Source organism: Nocardioides aquaticus (assembly GCF_018459925.1).
In the GTDB taxonomy this organism is placed as follows: Bacteria; Actinomycetota; Actinomycetes; order Propionibacteriales; family Nocardioidaceae; genus Nocardioides; species Nocardioides aquaticus.
On sequence record NZ_CP075371.1, the window covers coordinates 1,677,812 to 1,694,147 of the forward strand.

Annotated in this window: 14 protein-coding genes, 3 pseudogenes and 3 riboswitches; of the genes and pseudogenes, 9 read left to right on the plus strand and 8 right to left on the minus strand. The window is 70.8% G+C overall.

Features of this window, described 5'->3' with window-relative positions:
* Positions 1 to 79: 79 nt before the first annotated feature.
* From ENKNEFLB_RS08075 to ENKNEFLB_RS08090, 4 genes and pseudogenes are all read right to left on the minus strand, one after another.
* Positions 80 to 292 (minus strand): CbtB domain-containing protein, encoded by a 213-nt coding sequence (locus ENKNEFLB_RS08075; RefSeq protein WP_214058719.1) that lies wholly within the window; start codon positions 290 to 292, stop codon positions 80 to 82.
* 151 nt (positions 293 to 443) lie between these two features.
* Positions 444 to 2,873, minus strand: coding sequence for a bifunctional hydrogenobyrinic acid a,c-diamide synthase/histidinol phosphate aminotransferase CobBC (locus tag ENKNEFLB_RS08080; RefSeq protein WP_246535903.1), 2,430 nt, complete (start codon positions 2,871 to 2,873; stop codon positions 444 to 446).
* Positions 2,873 to 3,474 (minus strand): annotated as a pseudogene (gene cobO / locus ENKNEFLB_RS08085) (cob(I)yrinic acid a,c-diamide adenosyltransferase). The gene ENKNEFLB_RS08080 and the pseudogene cobO overlap by 1 nt, the downstream one beginning before the upstream one ends.
* Complete coding sequence (locus ENKNEFLB_RS08090) at positions 3,474 to 5,525, minus strand: magnesium chelatase subunit D family protein (protein ID WP_246535904.1); 2,052 nt, start codon at positions 5,523 to 5,525, stop codon at positions 3,474 to 3,476. The pseudogene cobO and the gene ENKNEFLB_RS08090 overlap by 1 nt, the downstream one beginning before the upstream one ends.
* Positions 5,526 to 5,548: 23 nt before the next feature.
* A riboswitch (cobalamin riboswitch) is annotated at positions 5,549 to 5,717 on the minus strand.
* A 145-nt stretch (positions 5,718 to 5,862) separates the two neighbouring features.
* On the opposite strand from ENKNEFLB_RS08090, the gene ENKNEFLB_RS08095 reads away from it, so the two are divergent.
* On the plus strand, positions 5,863 to 6,741 hold the full coding sequence (locus ENKNEFLB_RS08095) for a cobalt-precorrin-4/precorrin-4 C(11)-methyltransferase (protein ID WP_214058720.1): 879 nt from the start codon (positions 5,863 to 5,865) through the stop codon (positions 6,739 to 6,741).
* 1 nt (position 6,742) lies between these two features.
* Here ENKNEFLB_RS08095 and cobJ read toward each other — a convergent pair whose 3' ends face one another.
* The 4 genes and pseudogenes from cobJ to ENKNEFLB_RS22445 form a co-directional block, all read right to left on the minus strand.
* Positions 6,743 to 8,194 (minus strand): precorrin-3B C(17)-methyltransferase, encoded by a 1,452-nt coding sequence (cobJ, locus tag ENKNEFLB_RS08100; RefSeq protein WP_246535993.1) that lies wholly within the window; start codon positions 8,192 to 8,194, stop codon positions 6,743 to 6,745.
* 47 nt (positions 8,195 to 8,241) lie between these two features.
* Positions 8,242 to 8,907 carry a precorrin-8X methylmutase gene (locus tag ENKNEFLB_RS08105; RefSeq protein WP_214058722.1) on the minus strand — a complete coding sequence of 222 codons (666 nt, stop codon included), beginning with the start codon at positions 8,905 to 8,907 and terminating at the stop codon, positions 8,242 to 8,244.
* Positions 8,904 to 9,467, minus strand: coding sequence for a hypothetical protein (locus ENKNEFLB_RS08110; RefSeq protein ID WP_246536073.1), 564 nt, complete (start codon positions 9,465 to 9,467; stop codon positions 8,904 to 8,906). The genes ENKNEFLB_RS08105 and ENKNEFLB_RS08110 overlap by 4 nt, the downstream gene beginning before the upstream one ends.
* Positions 9,468 to 9,557: 90 nt before the next feature.
* Positions 9,558 to 9,764 (minus strand): annotated as a pseudogene (locus ENKNEFLB_RS22445) (precorrin-3B synthase); the annotation flags it as partial.
* 52 nt (positions 9,765 to 9,816) lie between these two features.
* Positions 9,817 to 10,023: riboswitch (cobalamin riboswitch) on the minus strand.
* Between the two features lie 248 nt (positions 10,024 to 10,271).
* Between ENKNEFLB_RS22445 and ENKNEFLB_RS23115 the strand changes: the two are divergent.
* The 8 genes and pseudogenes from ENKNEFLB_RS23115 (at position 10,272) to thiC (ending at position 16,325) form a co-directional block, all read left to right on the plus strand.
* The gene (locus tag ENKNEFLB_RS23115) at positions 10,272 to 10,574 is read left to right on the plus strand and encodes a histidine phosphatase family protein (protein ID WP_214058724.1); all 303 of its coding nucleotides are present in this window, start codon (positions 10,272 to 10,274) and stop codon (positions 10,572 to 10,574) included.
* Positions 10,539 to 10,649: riboswitch (TPP riboswitch) on the plus strand. It overlaps the preceding gene by 36 nt.
* On the plus strand, positions 10,618 to 11,256 hold the full coding sequence (gene thiE / locus ENKNEFLB_RS08120) for a thiamine phosphate synthase (RefSeq protein WP_214058725.1): 639 nt from the start codon (positions 10,618 to 10,620) through the stop codon (positions 11,254 to 11,256). It overlaps the preceding riboswitch by 32 nt.
* Positions 11,253 to 12,341, plus strand: a complete 1,089-nt coding sequence (thiO, locus tag ENKNEFLB_RS08125; RefSeq protein WP_214058726.1) for a glycine oxidase ThiO — start codon at positions 11,253 to 11,255, stop codon at positions 12,339 to 12,341. The genes thiE and thiO overlap by 4 nt, the downstream gene beginning before the upstream one ends.
* Positions 12,332 to 12,520, plus strand: coding sequence for a sulfur carrier protein ThiS (gene thiS / locus ENKNEFLB_RS08130; protein ID WP_214058727.1), 189 nt, complete (start codon positions 12,332 to 12,334; stop codon positions 12,518 to 12,520). The genes thiO and thiS overlap by 10 nt, the downstream gene beginning before the upstream one ends.
* A gap of 85 nt (positions 12,521 to 12,605) precedes the next feature.
* Positions 12,606 to 13,283, plus strand: coding sequence for a beta/alpha barrel domain-containing protein (locus ENKNEFLB_RS08135; protein WP_275955953.1), 678 nt, complete (start codon positions 12,606 to 12,608; stop codon positions 13,281 to 13,283).
* A gap of 347 nt (positions 13,284 to 13,630) precedes the next feature.
* A pseudogene (locus ENKNEFLB_RS08140) lies at positions 13,631 to 13,858 on the plus strand (thiamine phosphate synthase); the annotation flags it as partial.
* A complete protein-coding gene (gene thiD, locus ENKNEFLB_RS08145) occupies positions 13,855 to 14,649 on the plus strand; it encodes a bifunctional hydroxymethylpyrimidine kinase/phosphomethylpyrimidine kinase (protein ID WP_214058728.1) in 795 nt (264 codons plus the stop codon). The pseudogene ENKNEFLB_RS08140 and the gene thiD, both read left to right, overlap by 4 nt.
* Entirely contained in the window at positions 14,649 to 16,325 is a 1,677-nt protein-coding gene (gene thiC, locus ENKNEFLB_RS08150; RefSeq protein WP_214058729.1) for a phosphomethylpyrimidine synthase ThiC, read from the plus strand. The genes thiD and thiC overlap by 1 nt, the downstream gene beginning before the upstream one ends.
* Positions 16,326 to 16,336 lie beyond the last annotated feature (11 nt).

The following is a 16,336-nucleotide window of genomic DNA, read 5'->3' on the forward strand; positions in this document are numbered from 1 at the left end:
CCGTTCAAGTGACGGCTCCGGTACGAAGGATCGCCCGGCGGACCGGGGCGGAGGAACGAGGCAGTCAGGGACCGGGCGATCAGTGGCAGGGGTAGCCCATGAGGTGGCGACCGTCGTGGACCCACTCATGGATCGCGGTGCCGGCGGGCAGCGAGACCGCGCCCTGATCCGCGCTAATGAAGAAGAGCACGAGCACGGCCAACAGCCCGAAGAAGAGCGCCCAAGGGGCCAGCTCACGTAGCGGGATGGCCGGGATCTCGACGGCCCCGGGAAGTGCGACGGTCTGCGACATGTGTTCCTCCTCTGGGGATGAAAGCGTCCCCATGAATGCGGATGAATGCGCGGACCTTCGGGTCTGACTCCACCGCTGCCGATCGCTCGGAGGCGGTATCACAGTAGCGCGACTGTACCGGATTTTCACCGGCTTCCTCGTGCCCGCACAGTCAGCCTAGGGCATCTGACAGGGCCGCCACCAGTAGGTCGGTCTCCGGTCTTGGCCGCGCCGCGATGCGCACCCACTCAGGCCCCAAGCCCGGGAACGTGTCAGCGCGGCGTACCGCGATCCCCGCCACGCGCAGGCGGGCGTACACGCCGTCACCGACGCGGTCCAGGACGTACGACGTAGCCGACGGCACGTGCTCGACGCCCAGCCGCTTGAGGGCGGTTTCGAGGTCTTGACGCCAGCCGATCATGGTCTGCGCGCGTGTCGCTGTGTCAGCCGTCGCCGCGGGCGCCGTGCAGGCGGCGATCGCGGCGGCCGCACTCGTGGACACCGACCACGGCACCTGTGCCTGTCGCAGCTGCGCCAGCGTCGCGGGGTCACCGAGGAGGTAGCCGGCCCGCACGCCGGGAATGCCCCAGTGCTTGGTCAGGCTGCGCAGCACGAGCAACCCGGGAAGCGCTTCAGAGGCGAGGCTCGCGACCTCGCCGGGAACCGTGTCCATGAACGCCTCGTCCACGACGACCATCCGTCCAGGTCGCAGGAGAGCCTGGATCGTCGCGGCGGGATGAAGGACACCGGTCGGGTTGGTCGGGTTGGTCGGGTTGGTCGGGTTGGTCGGGTTGCCGATCATCACGAGGTCGGCGTCGTCGGGCACGGCTGCGGGGTCGAGCGTGAAGCCGGTCTCTGGGGTACAGAGCACTTCGGTCACCCGGTTGCCGGCCTGCTGGAGCGCTGCGTGCGGCTCCGTGAATTGGGGATGCACCACCACCGGGTGCCTCCACGATCGGAGTCGCGCGACGAGCGAGAAGGCCTCTGCGGCACCGGCCGTGGCCAGCGCCTGGTCAGGCGGGCGTCCATGCCTGGCCGCCGCTGCGACAGAGGCCGCAGCGGCGTCCGGGTAGGTGCCGATCCGGTCCAGACTGTCTCGCAGTGCCGCGCTCAGCCACGACGGTGGTGGGCCGGGGAAGACGTTGACCGAAAAGTCGAGCAGTCCGCCGGCCACCTCCACGTCGCCGTGATAGCGAAGGGGGTCGGTGATGGCCGCCGGGGGCGCCACGGCGCGTCGCTCCACCGCACGCACCGGGGCCGCGGAATGCGGTACCGCTGCGTGCACCGCGTCCGCGAACCGTTGGGCGAGGTGGGGATGACCGGCCCAGTGGACGTGCAGGTACGAGGCGTGCAGTGTCGGTGACACGAAGCCGATGGTGCGGTCGTCGACGGTCCACGCCGGGCTGAGCCCGGCCGGCGGGTCGACGTGGGTGCGGTGGAACTCGTGTCCGGTCACAACCTCACCCGCGGAGGTAAGGAGCGAGTCTCCGGCCGCCGTGGCGGCGAAGTAGCCGAGGGTCAGCCGCGGTGTCATCTCGGCGGTGGCGTTCAGCGCGCCCACCATCGCCTCGCGGTCGACGCTCTGGCACAGGTACAGGAGGCCCGCACACTCGGCGACAGTGGGAGTCCCCGACATGATGGCGGCCTTGAGGTCGGCGCGGAGAGGGACGTTGTCACCGAGCCCGGCCGCGTGCACTTCGGGAAAGCCGCCGCCCAGGTAGACGCCGGCCGTGTCAGGCGGGAGCGCCGGGTCGGTCAGCGGGTCGAAGGACACCACGTCGCAGCCCGCGGCGCGCAGCAGCTCCTCGGTCTCGGCGTACCGGAACGTGAACGCGCGTCCGCCAGCCATCGCCACCACCGGGCGGCGGTCGCTGGGTCGGGTGACCTCGACGTGCGGGTCCCAAGGCGTAGCATCTAGGTCGGGCGCGGTGGCGGCGATCTGCAGGACGCGTTCGAGGTCGACCACCTCGGCGATCTGCTGCGCCAGCTGGTCCAGGGTGTGTGCCGCCTCGTCCCGTTCGGCCGCGGGGACGAGCCCCAGGTGCCGGGAGGGTACGCCAAAGGAGTCGTCGCGTCCGATGCTGCTAAGGACAGGCAGGGCGATCGAGGAGGCGACCTCGGCAGCGTGCCGCGGCGAGCCAGCCTTCTTCAGGATGACACCGGCGATCTCGACGGAGTCGTCGAAGGTCGCCATCCCGTGCACCACGGCCCCGATCGACCGGGAGGCCCGCGAGATGTCCACAACCAGGACGACCGGGCTGCGAGTGAGGGCCGCGACGTGCGCCGTCGAGGCGAACCCGTGGCCGCCGACCCGGCCGTCGTAGAGGCCCATCACGCCCTCGATGACGGCCACGTCGGCCGCGGTGTCGCCGTGCAGGAGCAGTGGGACGATGCGGTCCTCGCCGACGAGGTGCGGATCGAGGTTGCGGCCCGGACGCCCGCAGGCGAGGGCATGGTAGCCGGGGTCGATGTAGTCAGGCCCAACCTTGTGGCCGCTGACGACGTGCCCGGCGCGGCTCAACGCCGCCATCAAGCCGATGGAGACGGTCGTCTTTCCTTGGCCGGTTGCGGGTGCTGCCACGACCAACCGCGGCAGGCTCACTACTCGATGCCTCGCTGGCCCTTTTGACCTCGGTCCATCTGGTGCTTCACCTTGGTCATCTCGGTGACCAGGTCGGCTGCCTCGATCAGCTTCGGGTGTGCCCGGCGGCCGGTCACCACCACGTACTGGCGACCCGAGCGGTTGCTCAGCGTCTCGACGACATCATCCACGTCGACCCAGCCCCACTGCATCGGGTAGGTGAACTCGTCGAGCACCAGAAGGTCGTGGGTCTCAGCCGCGAGGCGGCGCTTGATCTCCTGCCACCCCTCCGCGGCCTCGGCCGCATGGTCGGACTCCTCGCCCTCCTTACGGGACCAGGACCAGCCGGCGCCCATCTTGTGCCATTCGACGGGGCCGCCCTCGCCGGTGTCATCGTGGAGCTGGCCGAGGCGTTCGAGTACGGTCTGTTCGCCGATGCGCCACTTGGCCGACTTCACGAACTGGAGGACGCCGACGTTCCAGCCCTGGTTCCAGCTGCGCAGCGCGAGCCCGAAGGCCGCGGTCGACTTCCCCTTGCCGTCGCCGGTGTGGACCATTGGTTGCGGCGCTCTCGTGTCGTGAGGCCGTCGTCGGGCGTGACCTCAGGCTTTCCTTTGGGCATCAGGCGACCCTTTCGTGGACGGTGTGGGTGAGGGCGCTGACGCTGACCTCGGCGACGGGCACGTGCTCAGCGAGGAGGTGCTCGGCCAGCGTGCGGGCGAGCCCGAGGCGCATAGGCCCGCTCTCGCAGTCGATGACCACCGCGCCGACGTTGTGCGCCGCCAACAACCGTGCTGCCTGGTGGGAACGGGCGACCGCATCCGCCCCGGCGGTGGCGCGTCCATCGGTGAGGACCACCAGGAGCGGTCGTCGCCGTGGGTCGCGGACGCGTTCGACCTCCAGCACGCGAGCAGCTTCGAGCAGCCCCTCGGCGAGCGGGGTGCGACCCCCGGCGGGAAGCTCGGCCAGCCGCCGCGCCGCAATCTCCACGGAGTGGGTCGGCGGCAGCGCGAGTTCGGCCGCACCACCCCGGAAGGTGACCAGCCCGACCTTGTCGCGCCTGCGGTAGGCGTCGAGCAGCAGCGAGAGGATCGCGGTCTTGACCTGCTCCATCCGCGTGCGTGCCGCCATCGAGCCGGAGGCGTCGACGCAGAACAGGATCAGGTTGGCCTCCTTGCCCTCGTGGCTGGCCACCCTGAGGTCGTCCCCGCGGAACCGGAGGGCACCCGTCGTGCGACCCCGGATCGCCTGGTGCGGTGCCGCGGCCCGGATGGTCTCGATCAGGTGGATGGAGCCGCCCGAACCGTCCGGACGTGTGGTCCCTACCCGGTGTCCGAACTGGGTGATTGCCCGACTCCGGCGGCCAGCCGCGCCGGTGCCGGTCCCGCGGACAGTGAACACCTTGGTCCGGTACGGGTCGCCCGCTGTCACGGTTGCCTGGGTCGTGTCCTCGGATCCGGTCGGTGCAGGAGCCGGATGATCCTGCACTTCGTCGGGAGTGGCCGTGGAGTCGCAGGGCGCCTCAGATGTTCCGTCATCCAGAGCCTCTGGCTGCCCCGGTTCCGAGTGAGTGTCGTCCTCGGGCGCCTGCTCGGGGGCGTCGCCGGGGATGGGGTCGTCGTCACCCTGATCGTCGCCCTCCGGTGGTGGTTCAGGCGGGAGCTCATCGTCGCCGAGGACCTGGTCGAGCAGGTCCTCGTCCAGGCCGGGTGCGTCGAACGGGTTGCGCCGGCGCCGGTGGGGGAGCGCCAGCCGAGCCGCCGCCCGGATGTCCTCGCGCGTGACCTCGGTGCGTCCGTGCCAGGCCGCGTGGGCGACGGCGGTGCGGGCGGTCACGATGTCGGCACGCATACCGTCCACGTCGAAGGCTGCACAGACCTCCGCGATCTTCCACAGCGCCTGCTCGGAGAGGTGCACCGTCCCGACGATCTCCTGTGACTTGACGATGCGGGCGGTGAGGGCCCGCTCCGCATCGTCGTACGTCGCCGCGAAGCCATCCGGGTCTGCGTCGTAGGCGAGCCGGCGGCGTACGACGTCGACCCGGACCGCCGGGTCCCGAGAAGCTGCGACCTCGACGGTGAGGCCGAACCGGTCGAGGAGCTGGGGTCGGAGCTCGCCCTCCTCGGGGTTCATCGTGCCGACCAGCACGAAGCGTGCCGCGTGCTCGACCGAGACTCCGTCCCGTTCAACAGTGGATCGGCCCATGGCGGCGGCGTCGAGGAGCAGGTCGACCAGGTGGTCGTGCAACAGGTTGACCTCGTCGACGTACAGGATCCCGCGGTGGGCGCGAGCGAGCAGACCAGGCTCGTACTCGGCACGGCCTTCGGACAGTGCCCGCTCAAGGTGCAGCGACCCGAGCACGCGGTCCTCGGTGACACCGACGGGCAGCTCGACGAGACGCACCGGCCGCGCCTCGGTCTTCGCGTCCGAGGCGAACGGGCCGTCGGGGGAGAGTGTGGTGCTTTCGCGGGGGTCGCTGGAGAACCGGTCCCCGGCCACCACGTCGATGGGGGGCAGGACGGTGGTGAGTGCGCGCACGATCGTGGACTTCGCGGTGCCCTTCTCGCCGCGTACCAGCACCCCGCCGATGTCGGGCGAGATTGTGGTGAGCAGAAGGGCGAGCGCCATGTCGTCGGAACCGACGACGGCAGAAAACGGGTAGTGCTGTGGCATGGGAGGCTCCCGCTCGTCGCCAGTGAATACGTGGGCGCAAGGCCGGTCTTCGGACTTGCTGGCTCGACGTCCGGGGACGCCGTCCAGACCACCGCAGCGGGCCTGTGCCGGATTCTCACCGACTTCCCAGATTCTCCCCTCAGACCGCCCGCTCCGTGTGGGACGTCCGGCACCTCGGGGCACCTCGTGCCTGTCACCGGTCACGATAGCGTGCCGTCGTGTCCTTCTCACTGCCCTCTCGTGTCACTGTCGTCGGCCTCGGTGCAGACGGGGGGGCGGGTCTGCCCGAACCGGCCAGGGCGCGGGTGCCGGTGCCGGCTCCGTGGGGATCGAGTGGATGCGCGCCCACCCCACCTGTACGACTGTCGCCGTCGAGGCCGACCCCGAGCGCGCCGCGCGGATCGGCCGCAACGCCGCGTCTCTCGGCGTTCCCACGCTGCGGGTTGTCCACGGCCGCGCACCGGAGGCGTTCGACAAGCTGCCAGCCCCGGATGCGGTCTTCGTAGGCGGCGCGGCGACGGTGCTCGGGGTGGTGACCGGCAGCCTCACCCGACTGTACCCGGGCACCTACCTCGATGAGGAGGTCCTCGGGCACTGCTCCCCGGACACCCAGCTCGTCGATACCCAGCATCTCGACCTCGACCAGATCATGGGTCACCTTCTCGAGACCGACCGGGACGGGCTCGAGGTCGTCCGGTTGGTGTCGGGAGACCCGTCGGTCTACTCGGCCCTGACCGAGCAGACCCGTCGCCTCGACGAGGCCGGCGTGGCCTGGGAGGTGACGCCGGGGGTGCCGGCCTACGCCGCTGCTGCCGCGCTGGTGGGTCGCGAGCTGACGGTGCCGCTGATCACCCAGTCCGTGGTGCTGACCCGCGCCCAGGCCAGATCGACGGCGATGCCTGAGACCGAGGCCCTTCGCCACTTCGCACGCACTCGCGCCACCCTCGTGATCCACCTGGCAACCACTCGGATCCGTGAGGTGATCAGCGAGCTGGTGGGCGAGTATGGCGCTGACTGCCCGGTGGTCGTGGTCTACCGAGCCAGCCAGACGGGTGAAGTAGTGCTCCACGGCACCGTCGCCGACATCGCCGAGCAGGTCGAGCACGCGGGCCTCCGGCAGGCCGCTGTGATCATGGTCGGGCGGGCTCTGGATCCCCGCGATGGTGGGGACTCCTACCTCTACGACCCGACGCGAGACCGCTCGACGAAGTCCTGACTCAGTCGACGAACCGCGGTGTCCACACGCTCCCGGACGCCGTACGACGTGTGGTCGAGGCCCCCACGATCAGCAGGCACTTCATGTCGATCGACTCCGGGTCGAGCTCGGCCAGCGTGGTGACGCGCAGCGACTCCTCCTCGCGGCCGATGTCGCGACCCACCACCACGACCGTGGCGGCGGACTTGTGCTCGAGCAGCAGCTTCTGGGCGCGCACGATCTGGTCGGTCCGGGAGCGGGACGCGGGGTTGTAGATCGCCAGCACGAGGTCGGCTTCAGCGATGGCCCGCAGCCGTCGTTCGACGACCGACCAGGGCTTGAGCCGGTCCGACAGGCTGACGACCGCGAAATCTGCGCCGATGGGCGCGCCCGCCCGTGCGGCTACGGCCTGCACCGCACTCACGCCGGGCAGCACCCGGATCGTCACCTCAGCGTAGGCCGGGTCGGCGGCGGCCTCGTGGACGGCCGAGGCCATCCCGAACACCCCGGCGTCCCCGCCGGAAACGACGGCGACCTTCTCTCCGCGCAGTGCAAGGTCGAGAGCCAGCCGGGCCCGGTCGAGCTCGACGGTGTTGCCTGAGGCATGCCTGGTCAGGCCGGCGCGTTGCGGCACCCGGTTCACGTACGGCGCGTAACCCACCACGTGGTCCACCTCGCGCAGCGCTGTGGTCGCCTCGGGAGTGATCCACCCCTCCGGGCCTGGACCGAGCCCGACCACCAGGAGCTCCGCGGTGTGCTCGACCGGCTCTGGCTGGGCGTGAGCTCGTCGCCCCGTCGGTTCCTGGTGCAGCGAGTCTCCCGGCACTACGATCAGCGAGAAGTACGGCACTGTCGCAGGGTCCACGTCCGCCACCGGAAGCCACCGCTGTTCGGGCATCGAGGCCCGTTCGACATAGAGCGCGTGCTCGAGCCGGCCCGCCTGCGCCAAGGCCGACCTGACGGCCGGGAAGGTGCGGCCCAGCTTCATGATGATCGCGCCGTCGGTGTCGGCCAGCCGTCGTGCGAGCTCGGCCTCGGGCAGCGTGCCCGGCAGGATCGTCAGCACGTCGGTCTGCCGCACCAGCGGCGACGCGACGGCTGCCGTGGCCGCGGCGAACGCCGGCACACCCGGAACGACCTCGGTCAGGAACCGCTCGGAGAGACGGTCATGCATGTACATGTAGGAGCCGTAGAACAGCGGGTCTCCCTCGGCGAGCAGCACCACCGTCCGACCGAGCTCGAGGTGCGCGGCCAGGCGGGCGGCCGACTGCTCGTAGAATTCCGCCATAGCTCCGGCATAACCCCCCGAATGTTCGGTGCGACCGGTCGTGACGGGGTAACGAAGCTCCTCCTCCAGAGCCGTTTTCGGGATCAGGCCGGAGGCGATACGGCGCGCGTTGGACTGCTTGCCCACCCCTGCGTGAAAGGCAATCACGTCGGCGCCGGCGATCAGCCGGGCCGCCTTGAGGGTCATCAGCTCGGGATCTCCGGGGCCGAGTCCGACACCGTAGAAGTGCCCGGTCACTCCTTCTCCTGAGCCAGCGCGTTGACGGCGGACGAGGTCATCGCCGAACCCCCGCGGCGCCCGCGCACCGTGACAAACGGGATGTCGATGCCGTGGTCCTGATGCAACGAGACGAGGGCCTCCTTGGACTCCGCCGCGCCGATGAAACCAACCGGGCAGCCAACGATCGCCGCGGGTCGGGGTGCCCCAGCGATCAGCATCTCCAACAGGTGGAACAGTGCCGTGGGCGCGTTGCCGATCGCCACGACGGCGCCCTCCAGGTGGGGCTCCCACAACGAGACAGCCGCGGCCGTCCGGGTCGTGCTCCACGCGGCGGCCAGACCGGGTACGCGCTCGTCGTTAAGGAAGCAGAGCACGTCGTTTTCGGCCGACAGTCGGCCGGCCGTGATGCCCATGGCGACCATCCGAGCATCGGCGAGGATCGGCGCTCCCGTCGACAGTGCGAGCCGGGCCGCCGGGGCCAGCCCCGGGTGGATCACAAGGTCGGGCACGAGGTCCACCTGGCCACTCCCATGCACCATCCGGACCGCGATCTTCTCGGCGTCAGCGGGGATACCGCCGAGGTTCGCCTCTCGACGGATGGTTGCGAAGGACTCCACGTAGATCGACGCCCCGTGGTCGATGTAGGTGTAGTGGCGCGGGGGGCGCCGCAGGTCGTTCATCGGGCCTCCTCGGACGGGACGAGGACGCCCCGCCACGGTGTGACGACCAGCTCCCGGTCATATCCGGCGAGCAGGCTGGCAAGGGCACGGTCGATGACACCCTGGGGAGCGGCAACGTGTTCGCCACCTGCGACGGGTCCGTACGGCAGGACCGGGCAGGTGACATTGGTTGCGGCCTCGCGCGGGCAGGGATCGACCAGCGGCTGCGCGAGCTCGTCGACGTGCCACGGCGCCAAGGGTCCGGCGCCGCGCTCGTGGAGGAAGCGCAGGGTCAGCTCGGTCAGTACCTGGGCGGCCGAGGTCAGCTCGATGACCGGCCCCCAACCGGTGGACCCGACGCGGAGTTGGGCGCTGGTGGCATCAAGCGCCATCAGTCCGAGGTCGGTCGGCCGGCCGGCCAGATCACCTCGACCGTCGTCGAGGACGAACAGGAACCGGCCAGGGAGCTCAGCAAACTGCGAGTTCGCGCACAGCAGTTCGTCGAGATCGGCGGCGACCGGTCGGAGGTCGGTGCGGCCGCCGCTGAGCCCGGTCTGGGGGGAGACCATGAGGTTGCGCACGAGCTCATGGGTCCTGGACGGGAGAAGCCCGGTCTCCTCGATCGACCGCACCACCTCCGGGAGCAGGTCGCCGGCACGAGTGGGGAGCCCGCGCAGCTGCAAGTTGGCCCGGCGGGTGAGGTGGACGTCGCCGTCGCCGTACTCGCAGGCGACAGTGCTCAGGGCTGCCAGCGACTCCGGAGCCAACTGTCCACCGACCAGTCGCAGCCTGACGAGGGCGCCGTCATCGGCTGACCACGGACGGAAGACGCCAGGGCAGAGATCGGGTCGTGACCGAAGGCTCGAGGTGGTCTGCACTGCTGTCCTCCGGGGGTCAGGGCTCGTGCGCGGAGTCCTCGGTTCCCGGCGGCGTTCGCCGCAGGGGCCAGCAGGTCTTCGGACTCGGGTTCATCCGGTGCGGAACGCCTTCCCGGATCCTTCGATCCAGTGGCTGTCGCGAGAACATCCTCGCAATCACGTTCCGTCCGTCACCCATACCGCTGCGCGTCAGTCCCGGAGTCTCACCGGGTTCCCTGACCCGCACAGATTCGTGCGGGTCGGCTGGCGCGACGAGGGTACCAACTCGAGGCGGACCCTTGCCGCGACAGGGCGAGACTCTGCATCACCGCCTCATCTCGTCGTGCGGTGCCGTGGGCCTGCTTCTGGTGTCGACCAGCGGGAAGCCGACGCGGTGCCTACGGTGTGCGGTGACGTGCTGCGGCCGATGCGGGCGCTCACGCCTTGTCCTGGCTCTTCGACGCTGTGCAGAGGATCGACCCGGTGGCTTCTTCGTACCTCGTCCGACACGGTGAGTCGGAGTAGAACGTGCGTCGCCTTACCCAGGGCCAGACGTCACATCCGTTGCTCACCCACGTGGGACGCGAACAGGCACGGGCTGCCGCCGACATCATCGCGAGCGACCTCGCCGATCGACAGGAACGTCTCGAGCGGCTCGTCACCAGCGACCTGGTGCGCGCCGTCGAGACTGCGGCAATCATCAGCGACGCACTTGGTGTCCCACCTATGGGGGATCGAGGGCGTATGAGTCCTGCCTGGTGGCAGTCCCCGCGGGGCGAAGGTCTGCGACGGTCGTGCCGACCACACGGGAGCCCGATGGCATCGGGCTGAGATGGGGCTGTTGCCGCCCTGACCGTCGAACCTGCTCCGGGTAATGCCGGCGAAGGAAGTGAATCTCGACGTGTTGCCACGCATCCATCTGATCAGCGATCCGACCACGCTCGACCGGGCGTCGCTCGACGTGGTCGTCCGGACTGCCGGGACGGTAGTGGATGCGATCCAGGTTCGGGCGAAAGGTGCGAAGGATGGCGCTGTGGCGGCCTGGACAGCCGCGCTGGTCGCTGCCGTACGCCCCCTCGGGACCCGGGTGATCGTCAACGACCGGCTCGACATCGCCCTCATGGCAGACGCGGACGGCGTCCACCTGGGCGCCGAGGACCTGCCGGTCGATGCGGTCCGCTTCCTGGCGCCGGAGGGGTTCCTGATCGGCGCCACGTGCCGAGGGCCGGAGGGTGCCCGGGCGGCGAGGGCACAGGGTGCCGACTACGTCGGGCTCGGACCCGTCTACCGCTCGACGACCAAGGCGGACCTGCCAGACCCCGTGGGCCTGGACGTGCTCGCGCAGACCTCGCGGGTGTTGCCGACGATAGCGATCGGTGGGGTCACGGTGGATCGTGTCCCGGACGTGATGGCCGCCGGTGCCTACGGTGTCGCCGTGGTCGCCGCCGTCTGGCAGGCATCCGATCCACCCCGAGTCGCGAAGGAGATCGCCGACCTGGTCCACGTCGCGTGAGCCGCCGCAGCGTGGTGGTGATCGGCGGCGGCATCATCGGGCTGAGCTGTGCCGACGAGCTCCTCCGGGCGGGCCACGACGTGGTCGTCTGCGACCCCGCGCCCGCATCCGGTGCGACGCATGCCGCGGCCGGGATGCTCGCGCCGGCGGGAGAGGCTTGGTTCGGCGAGGGCGCCCGTCTGCGTCTCGGCCTCGACTCCCTGGAGCGGTGGCCCGGGTTCGCCGCCGGCCTGGAGCAGCGGTCCGGCATCGACGTCGACCTCCGCAGCACCGGGAACCTGCTGATCGGGATGGACCGCGACGACCTCGCCGAGGTGTTTCGCTGCTGCGCACTGCTCGAGGGGTCCGGTGTCCAGGCCGAATCCCTTGACCGGGACGAGCTGTGGCGCCGGGAGCCCGGTCTCAGCTCGCGCGCGGCTGGTGGCGCCTGGCTTCCCCGCGACCGGCATGTTGACCCGCGACGGGTGGCGTCCGCGCTGCTGGCGGTGCTCGGCGATCGGGTGGTGCCGCACCGGGCCACTCCGGTCGCGGGCGGTGTGGCCCTCGAGGACGGTCGCGTGCTCCCGGCGGACGTGGTCGTGCTCGCCACGGGGGCGAGGGGGCTGGCCTCCGTCCGGCCGGTGCGCGGCGAGGTGATCCGCGTGCGGACCAGGGACGCGCCCTCCCACATGGTGCGCGCGCGGGTCCACGGCCAGCCGGTGTACGTCGTGCCGCGCAGCTCCGGTGAAGTCGTCGTCGGAGCCACCGAGGAGGAGCACCCGGGACACGCCGCACCCACCGTGGGTGGAGTGGCCCGGCTGCTTGACGCAGCCCGCCAACTGCTTCCCGGCCTCGACACGGCCGAGCTCGTCGACGTCGTCGCCCGGGACCGCCCCGGCACGCCCGACAACGGACCGCTCCTGGGCGTAGTGCACAGCCCGGGACCGGAGACACGCATCGTGGCGGGAGGCCACTACCGCGGTGTGGTGCTGCTGGCCCCCGTCACCGCTGCTGTCGTCCGGGCTTTGGTCGAGGGGTCTCCGCCGCCCGACATCGCTGATCCCTTCCGCCCCGACCGCTTCGAGAGGACAACCGCATGCAGCTGATCGTCAACGGAGAGACCACGCAGGTCCACGACGGGCTCCGGCTCACCGACCTGGTGCCGGATCCGCGCGGGGTTGCCGTCGCCGTGAACGGCTCCGTGGTCCGAGCCGCTGACTGGTCGCGCACCCGGCTCCGAGATGACGACCGGGTCGAGGTCGTCACCGCCCACCAGGGCGGTTGAGCGTCGTGGAACCGTTCCTGCTCGCCGGAGAGCCACTGGCAGCCGGCTGTGGATCGGGACAGGCGGCCTGACCAGCCTGGAGTCGGTGCGCCGGGTGGTCGGGGCAGCAGAGCCGGGCCTGGTCACGGTCTCGATGCGGCGTACCTCCGATCTTGCCGCGGGTGGCCTCCTTGCCACCCTGCGTGAGCTCGGCGTCCGCATCCTGCCCAACACCGCCGGCTGCCTGAGCGCCCGCGAGGCGGTGCTCACCGCCGAGCTCGCCCGGGAGGCGCTGCAGACGGACTGGGTGAAACTCGAGGTGATCGGCGACGAACGCAGCCTGCTGCCCGACGTGGTCGACCTCGTCGACGCGGCCGCCACACTGGTTGGCCGCGGGTTCACCGTGCTGCCCTACACCACCGCCGACCCCGTGGTCGCGCGCCGGCTCGTCGACGTGGGCTGCGCCGCCGTGATGCCGTTGGGCTCCCCGATCGGCTCGGGCCGCGGGATCGCGGACCCGCACGCCATCGCCGCCGTCCGGGCAGCCGTGTCGATACCCGTGGTGCTGGATGCCGGCATCGGGACGGCCAGCGAGGCAGCTCTGGCGCTCGAGCTCGGCTGCGATGCGGTGCTCGTCGCCACCGCGGTCACCCGGGCGGAGGATCCCGTCGCCATGGCCACGGCGATGCGCCACGCTGTCCTTGCCGGGTCCCTCGCTGCCGGCGCCGCAGGGTTCCGCGCCGCGAGGAGCCGCGTGCCTCGAGCCCGATGCGCGGACGGGTGACGGTGTGAACCTGCCGCCTCTGCTGCTCCTCACCGACCGGAGCCAGCTGCCTGCCGGGCGATCCCTGGAACGCGCCGTGGCTGAGTGCGCCTCGGCGGGCCTCGCCGTCGTCGTCCTGCGCGAGCTCGACCTTCCCGAGCCGGAGCGCGCGAGCCTCGCTGCGCAACTTGCCCGCCATGTCACGGTCATCGCGGCCCGCACGTTGTTGCCGGCCACCGCCGGGGTGCACCTGGCGGCGCACCAACCGGTGGTGGCGGCCCGGCACGGCCGGTCGTGTCACGACGAGTCGCAGCTGAGGCAGGCAGTGTCCGGGGGAGCGGCGTGGGTCACGCCGGTCGCCGGTCGCGGCCTCGCCGTCCAAGCCGGGCTACGGCCCGGCCCTCGGCATCGACGGCGTGGCCAGGCTGGCCCCCGCGGCCGCCGGGGTGCCGGTCTACGCACTCGGCGGGATCGACGCGACCAACGCCGCTGACTTCCGGACGGCCGGAGCCGACGGCGTGGCCGTGATGGGCGCGGTGATGCGTGCGGACGACCCGGCCGCCGTGGTCGAGCAGCTGCTCGGAGCGGTCGCATGACCACGCCGCTGGTGGCCCTGAGCATCGCGGGCACGGACTCGGGCGGAGCCGCCGGGCTGGCGGCCGACCTGGCCACGTTCGCCGCGCTGGGTGCACACGGTGCGTGCGCGGTCACGGCGGTCACCGCCCAGGACACGACCGGGGTCGGCCGGATCGTCCCCCTGGCCGCCGCCGACGTCCAGGCGCAGGTCGACGCCGTCCTCGGCGACCTCCCCGTCGGCGTCGTCAAGACCGGGATGCTCGGCTCGGACGAGGTCGCCGCTGTGGTGGCGGGCATCTCCGGCATTCCGGTCGTCGTAGACCCGGTGCTGACCGCCACGAGTGGCGCCCAGCTGGGGTCGGACGAGGTGGTCGCGGCCTACCGGGAGGTGGTCTTGCCGGGAGCCACCGTGATCACGCCCAACCGTGACGAGGCGGTCCGGCTGACCGGTCTTGATCCTCGGACTCCCGCGCTCGAGCTGGCCGCGGCCCTGCACGAACTGGGCCCGGCCGTGGTGCTCACCGGGGGCGATCCGAGGGCGGCCACCTGTGGGGACACTGTCATGGAAGGTTCCGGCGCGGTCACCGTGCTGGAGCACGACACGATCCGCACCTGCAACGACCACGGCACGGGGTGCACCTTCAGCGCCGCCCTCGCCGTCCACCTTGGCAACGGCACCGACCTGCTCACCGCAGTGCACCGCGCGCAGGCCTTTGTCTCGGCCGCCCTGACCACCTCCTCGACCTGGGAGCTCGGCCGCGGCCGGGGCCCGGTCGCCCACATTTTCGTCCCCACCACCCAGGAGAACTGATGCAGCTGCACCCCAACCACAGCACCGTCCACCGCACGGGATCGCGCGAGGACCTCGCTGTCCCGTTCACCCGGGTCGCGCTCACCAACGGGGAGACATTCGACCGCTACGCCACCGCCGGTCCCGGCAGCGATCCCGAGGTAGGCCTGCCTGCACTACGCAGCGCCTGGGTCGCAGAACGCGGCGACACCGAGGAGTACGACGGCCGCGAGGCCCAGCTGCTCGACAACGGCAAGGCGGCCGTGCGCCGCGGTGAGGCACGCGAGCAGTGGCGCGGGCACCGCGCACGACCGCGCCGCTCGCAGCCGGGCCGCAATGTCACCCAGATGCACTACGCCCGCCGAGGGGTGGTCACCCCGGAGATGGAGCACGCCGCGATCCGCGAGGGGATGGACGTCGAGCTGGTCCGCAGCGAGGTCGCGGCCGGACGCGCGATCATCCCGGTCAACGTCAACCACCCCGAGGCTGAGCCGATGATCATCGGCAAGCGCTTCCTGGTGAAGGTCAACGCCAACATCGGCAACTCGGCAGTCACGAGCTCGATCGCCGAAGAGGTGGACAAGATGACCTGGGCGGTGACCTGGGGTGCCGACACCGTGATGGATCTGTCCACCGGCGACGACATCCACAGCACCCGCGAGTGGATCGTGCGCAACTCCCCGGTCCCGATCGGCACCGTCCCGATCTACCAGGCCCTGGAGAAGGTCGACGGTGACGCGTCTCGGATGACGTGGGAGATCTACCGCGACACCGTGATCGAGCAGTGCGAGCAGGGCGTCGACTACATGACCGTGCACGCCGGCGTGCTGCTTCGCTACGTCCCGCTCACCGCCCAGCGGATCACCGGAATCGTCTCGCGCGGCGGTGCGATCATGGCGGGCTGGTGCCTGGCCCACCACCAGGAGAACTTCCTGTACACGCACTTCGACGAGCTGTGCGAGATCTTCGCGCGCTACGACGTCTCCTTCACTCTCGGTGACGGCCTGCGGCCCGGTTGCACCGCCGACGCCAACGACGAGGCCCAGCTCTCCGAGCTGCGCACCCTCGCCGAGCTGACCCAGCGCGCGTGGGAGCACGACGTCCAGGTGATGGTCGAGGGTCCCGGCCACGTGCCGCTGAACCTCGTCGAGGAGAACGTCGTGCTCCAGCAGGACTGGTGCCACGGCGCGCCGTTCTACACCCTCGGCCCGCTGGCCACCGACATCGCTCCGGGCTACGACCACATCACCTCGGCGATCGGCGCGGCCACCATCGCCATGCACGGCACCGCCATGCTCTGCTACGTCACTCCCAAGGAGCACCTGGGCCTGCCGAACCGTGACGACGTGAAGACCGGCGTGATCACCTACAAGCTCTCCGCCCATGCCGCGGACATCGCCAAGGGGCACCCGGGCGCGCGTGACTGGGACGACGCACTGTCGAAGGCGCGTTTCGAGTTCCGCTGGCACGACCAGTTCGCGCTGTCGCTGGACCCGCACACGGCGGAGTCTTTCCACGACGAGACGCTGCCGGCCGAGGCGAGCAAGACCGCGCACTTCTGCTCGATGTGCGGGCCGAAGTTCTGCTCGATGCGGATCAGTCAGGACGTCCGGGACTACGTGGCCGCCGGCCTGGAGGAGAAGTCCAGCCAGTTTCTGGAGCTGGGGTCGTCGATCTACGTCGAGGAACCTGCTTAGACTCGCGCCCC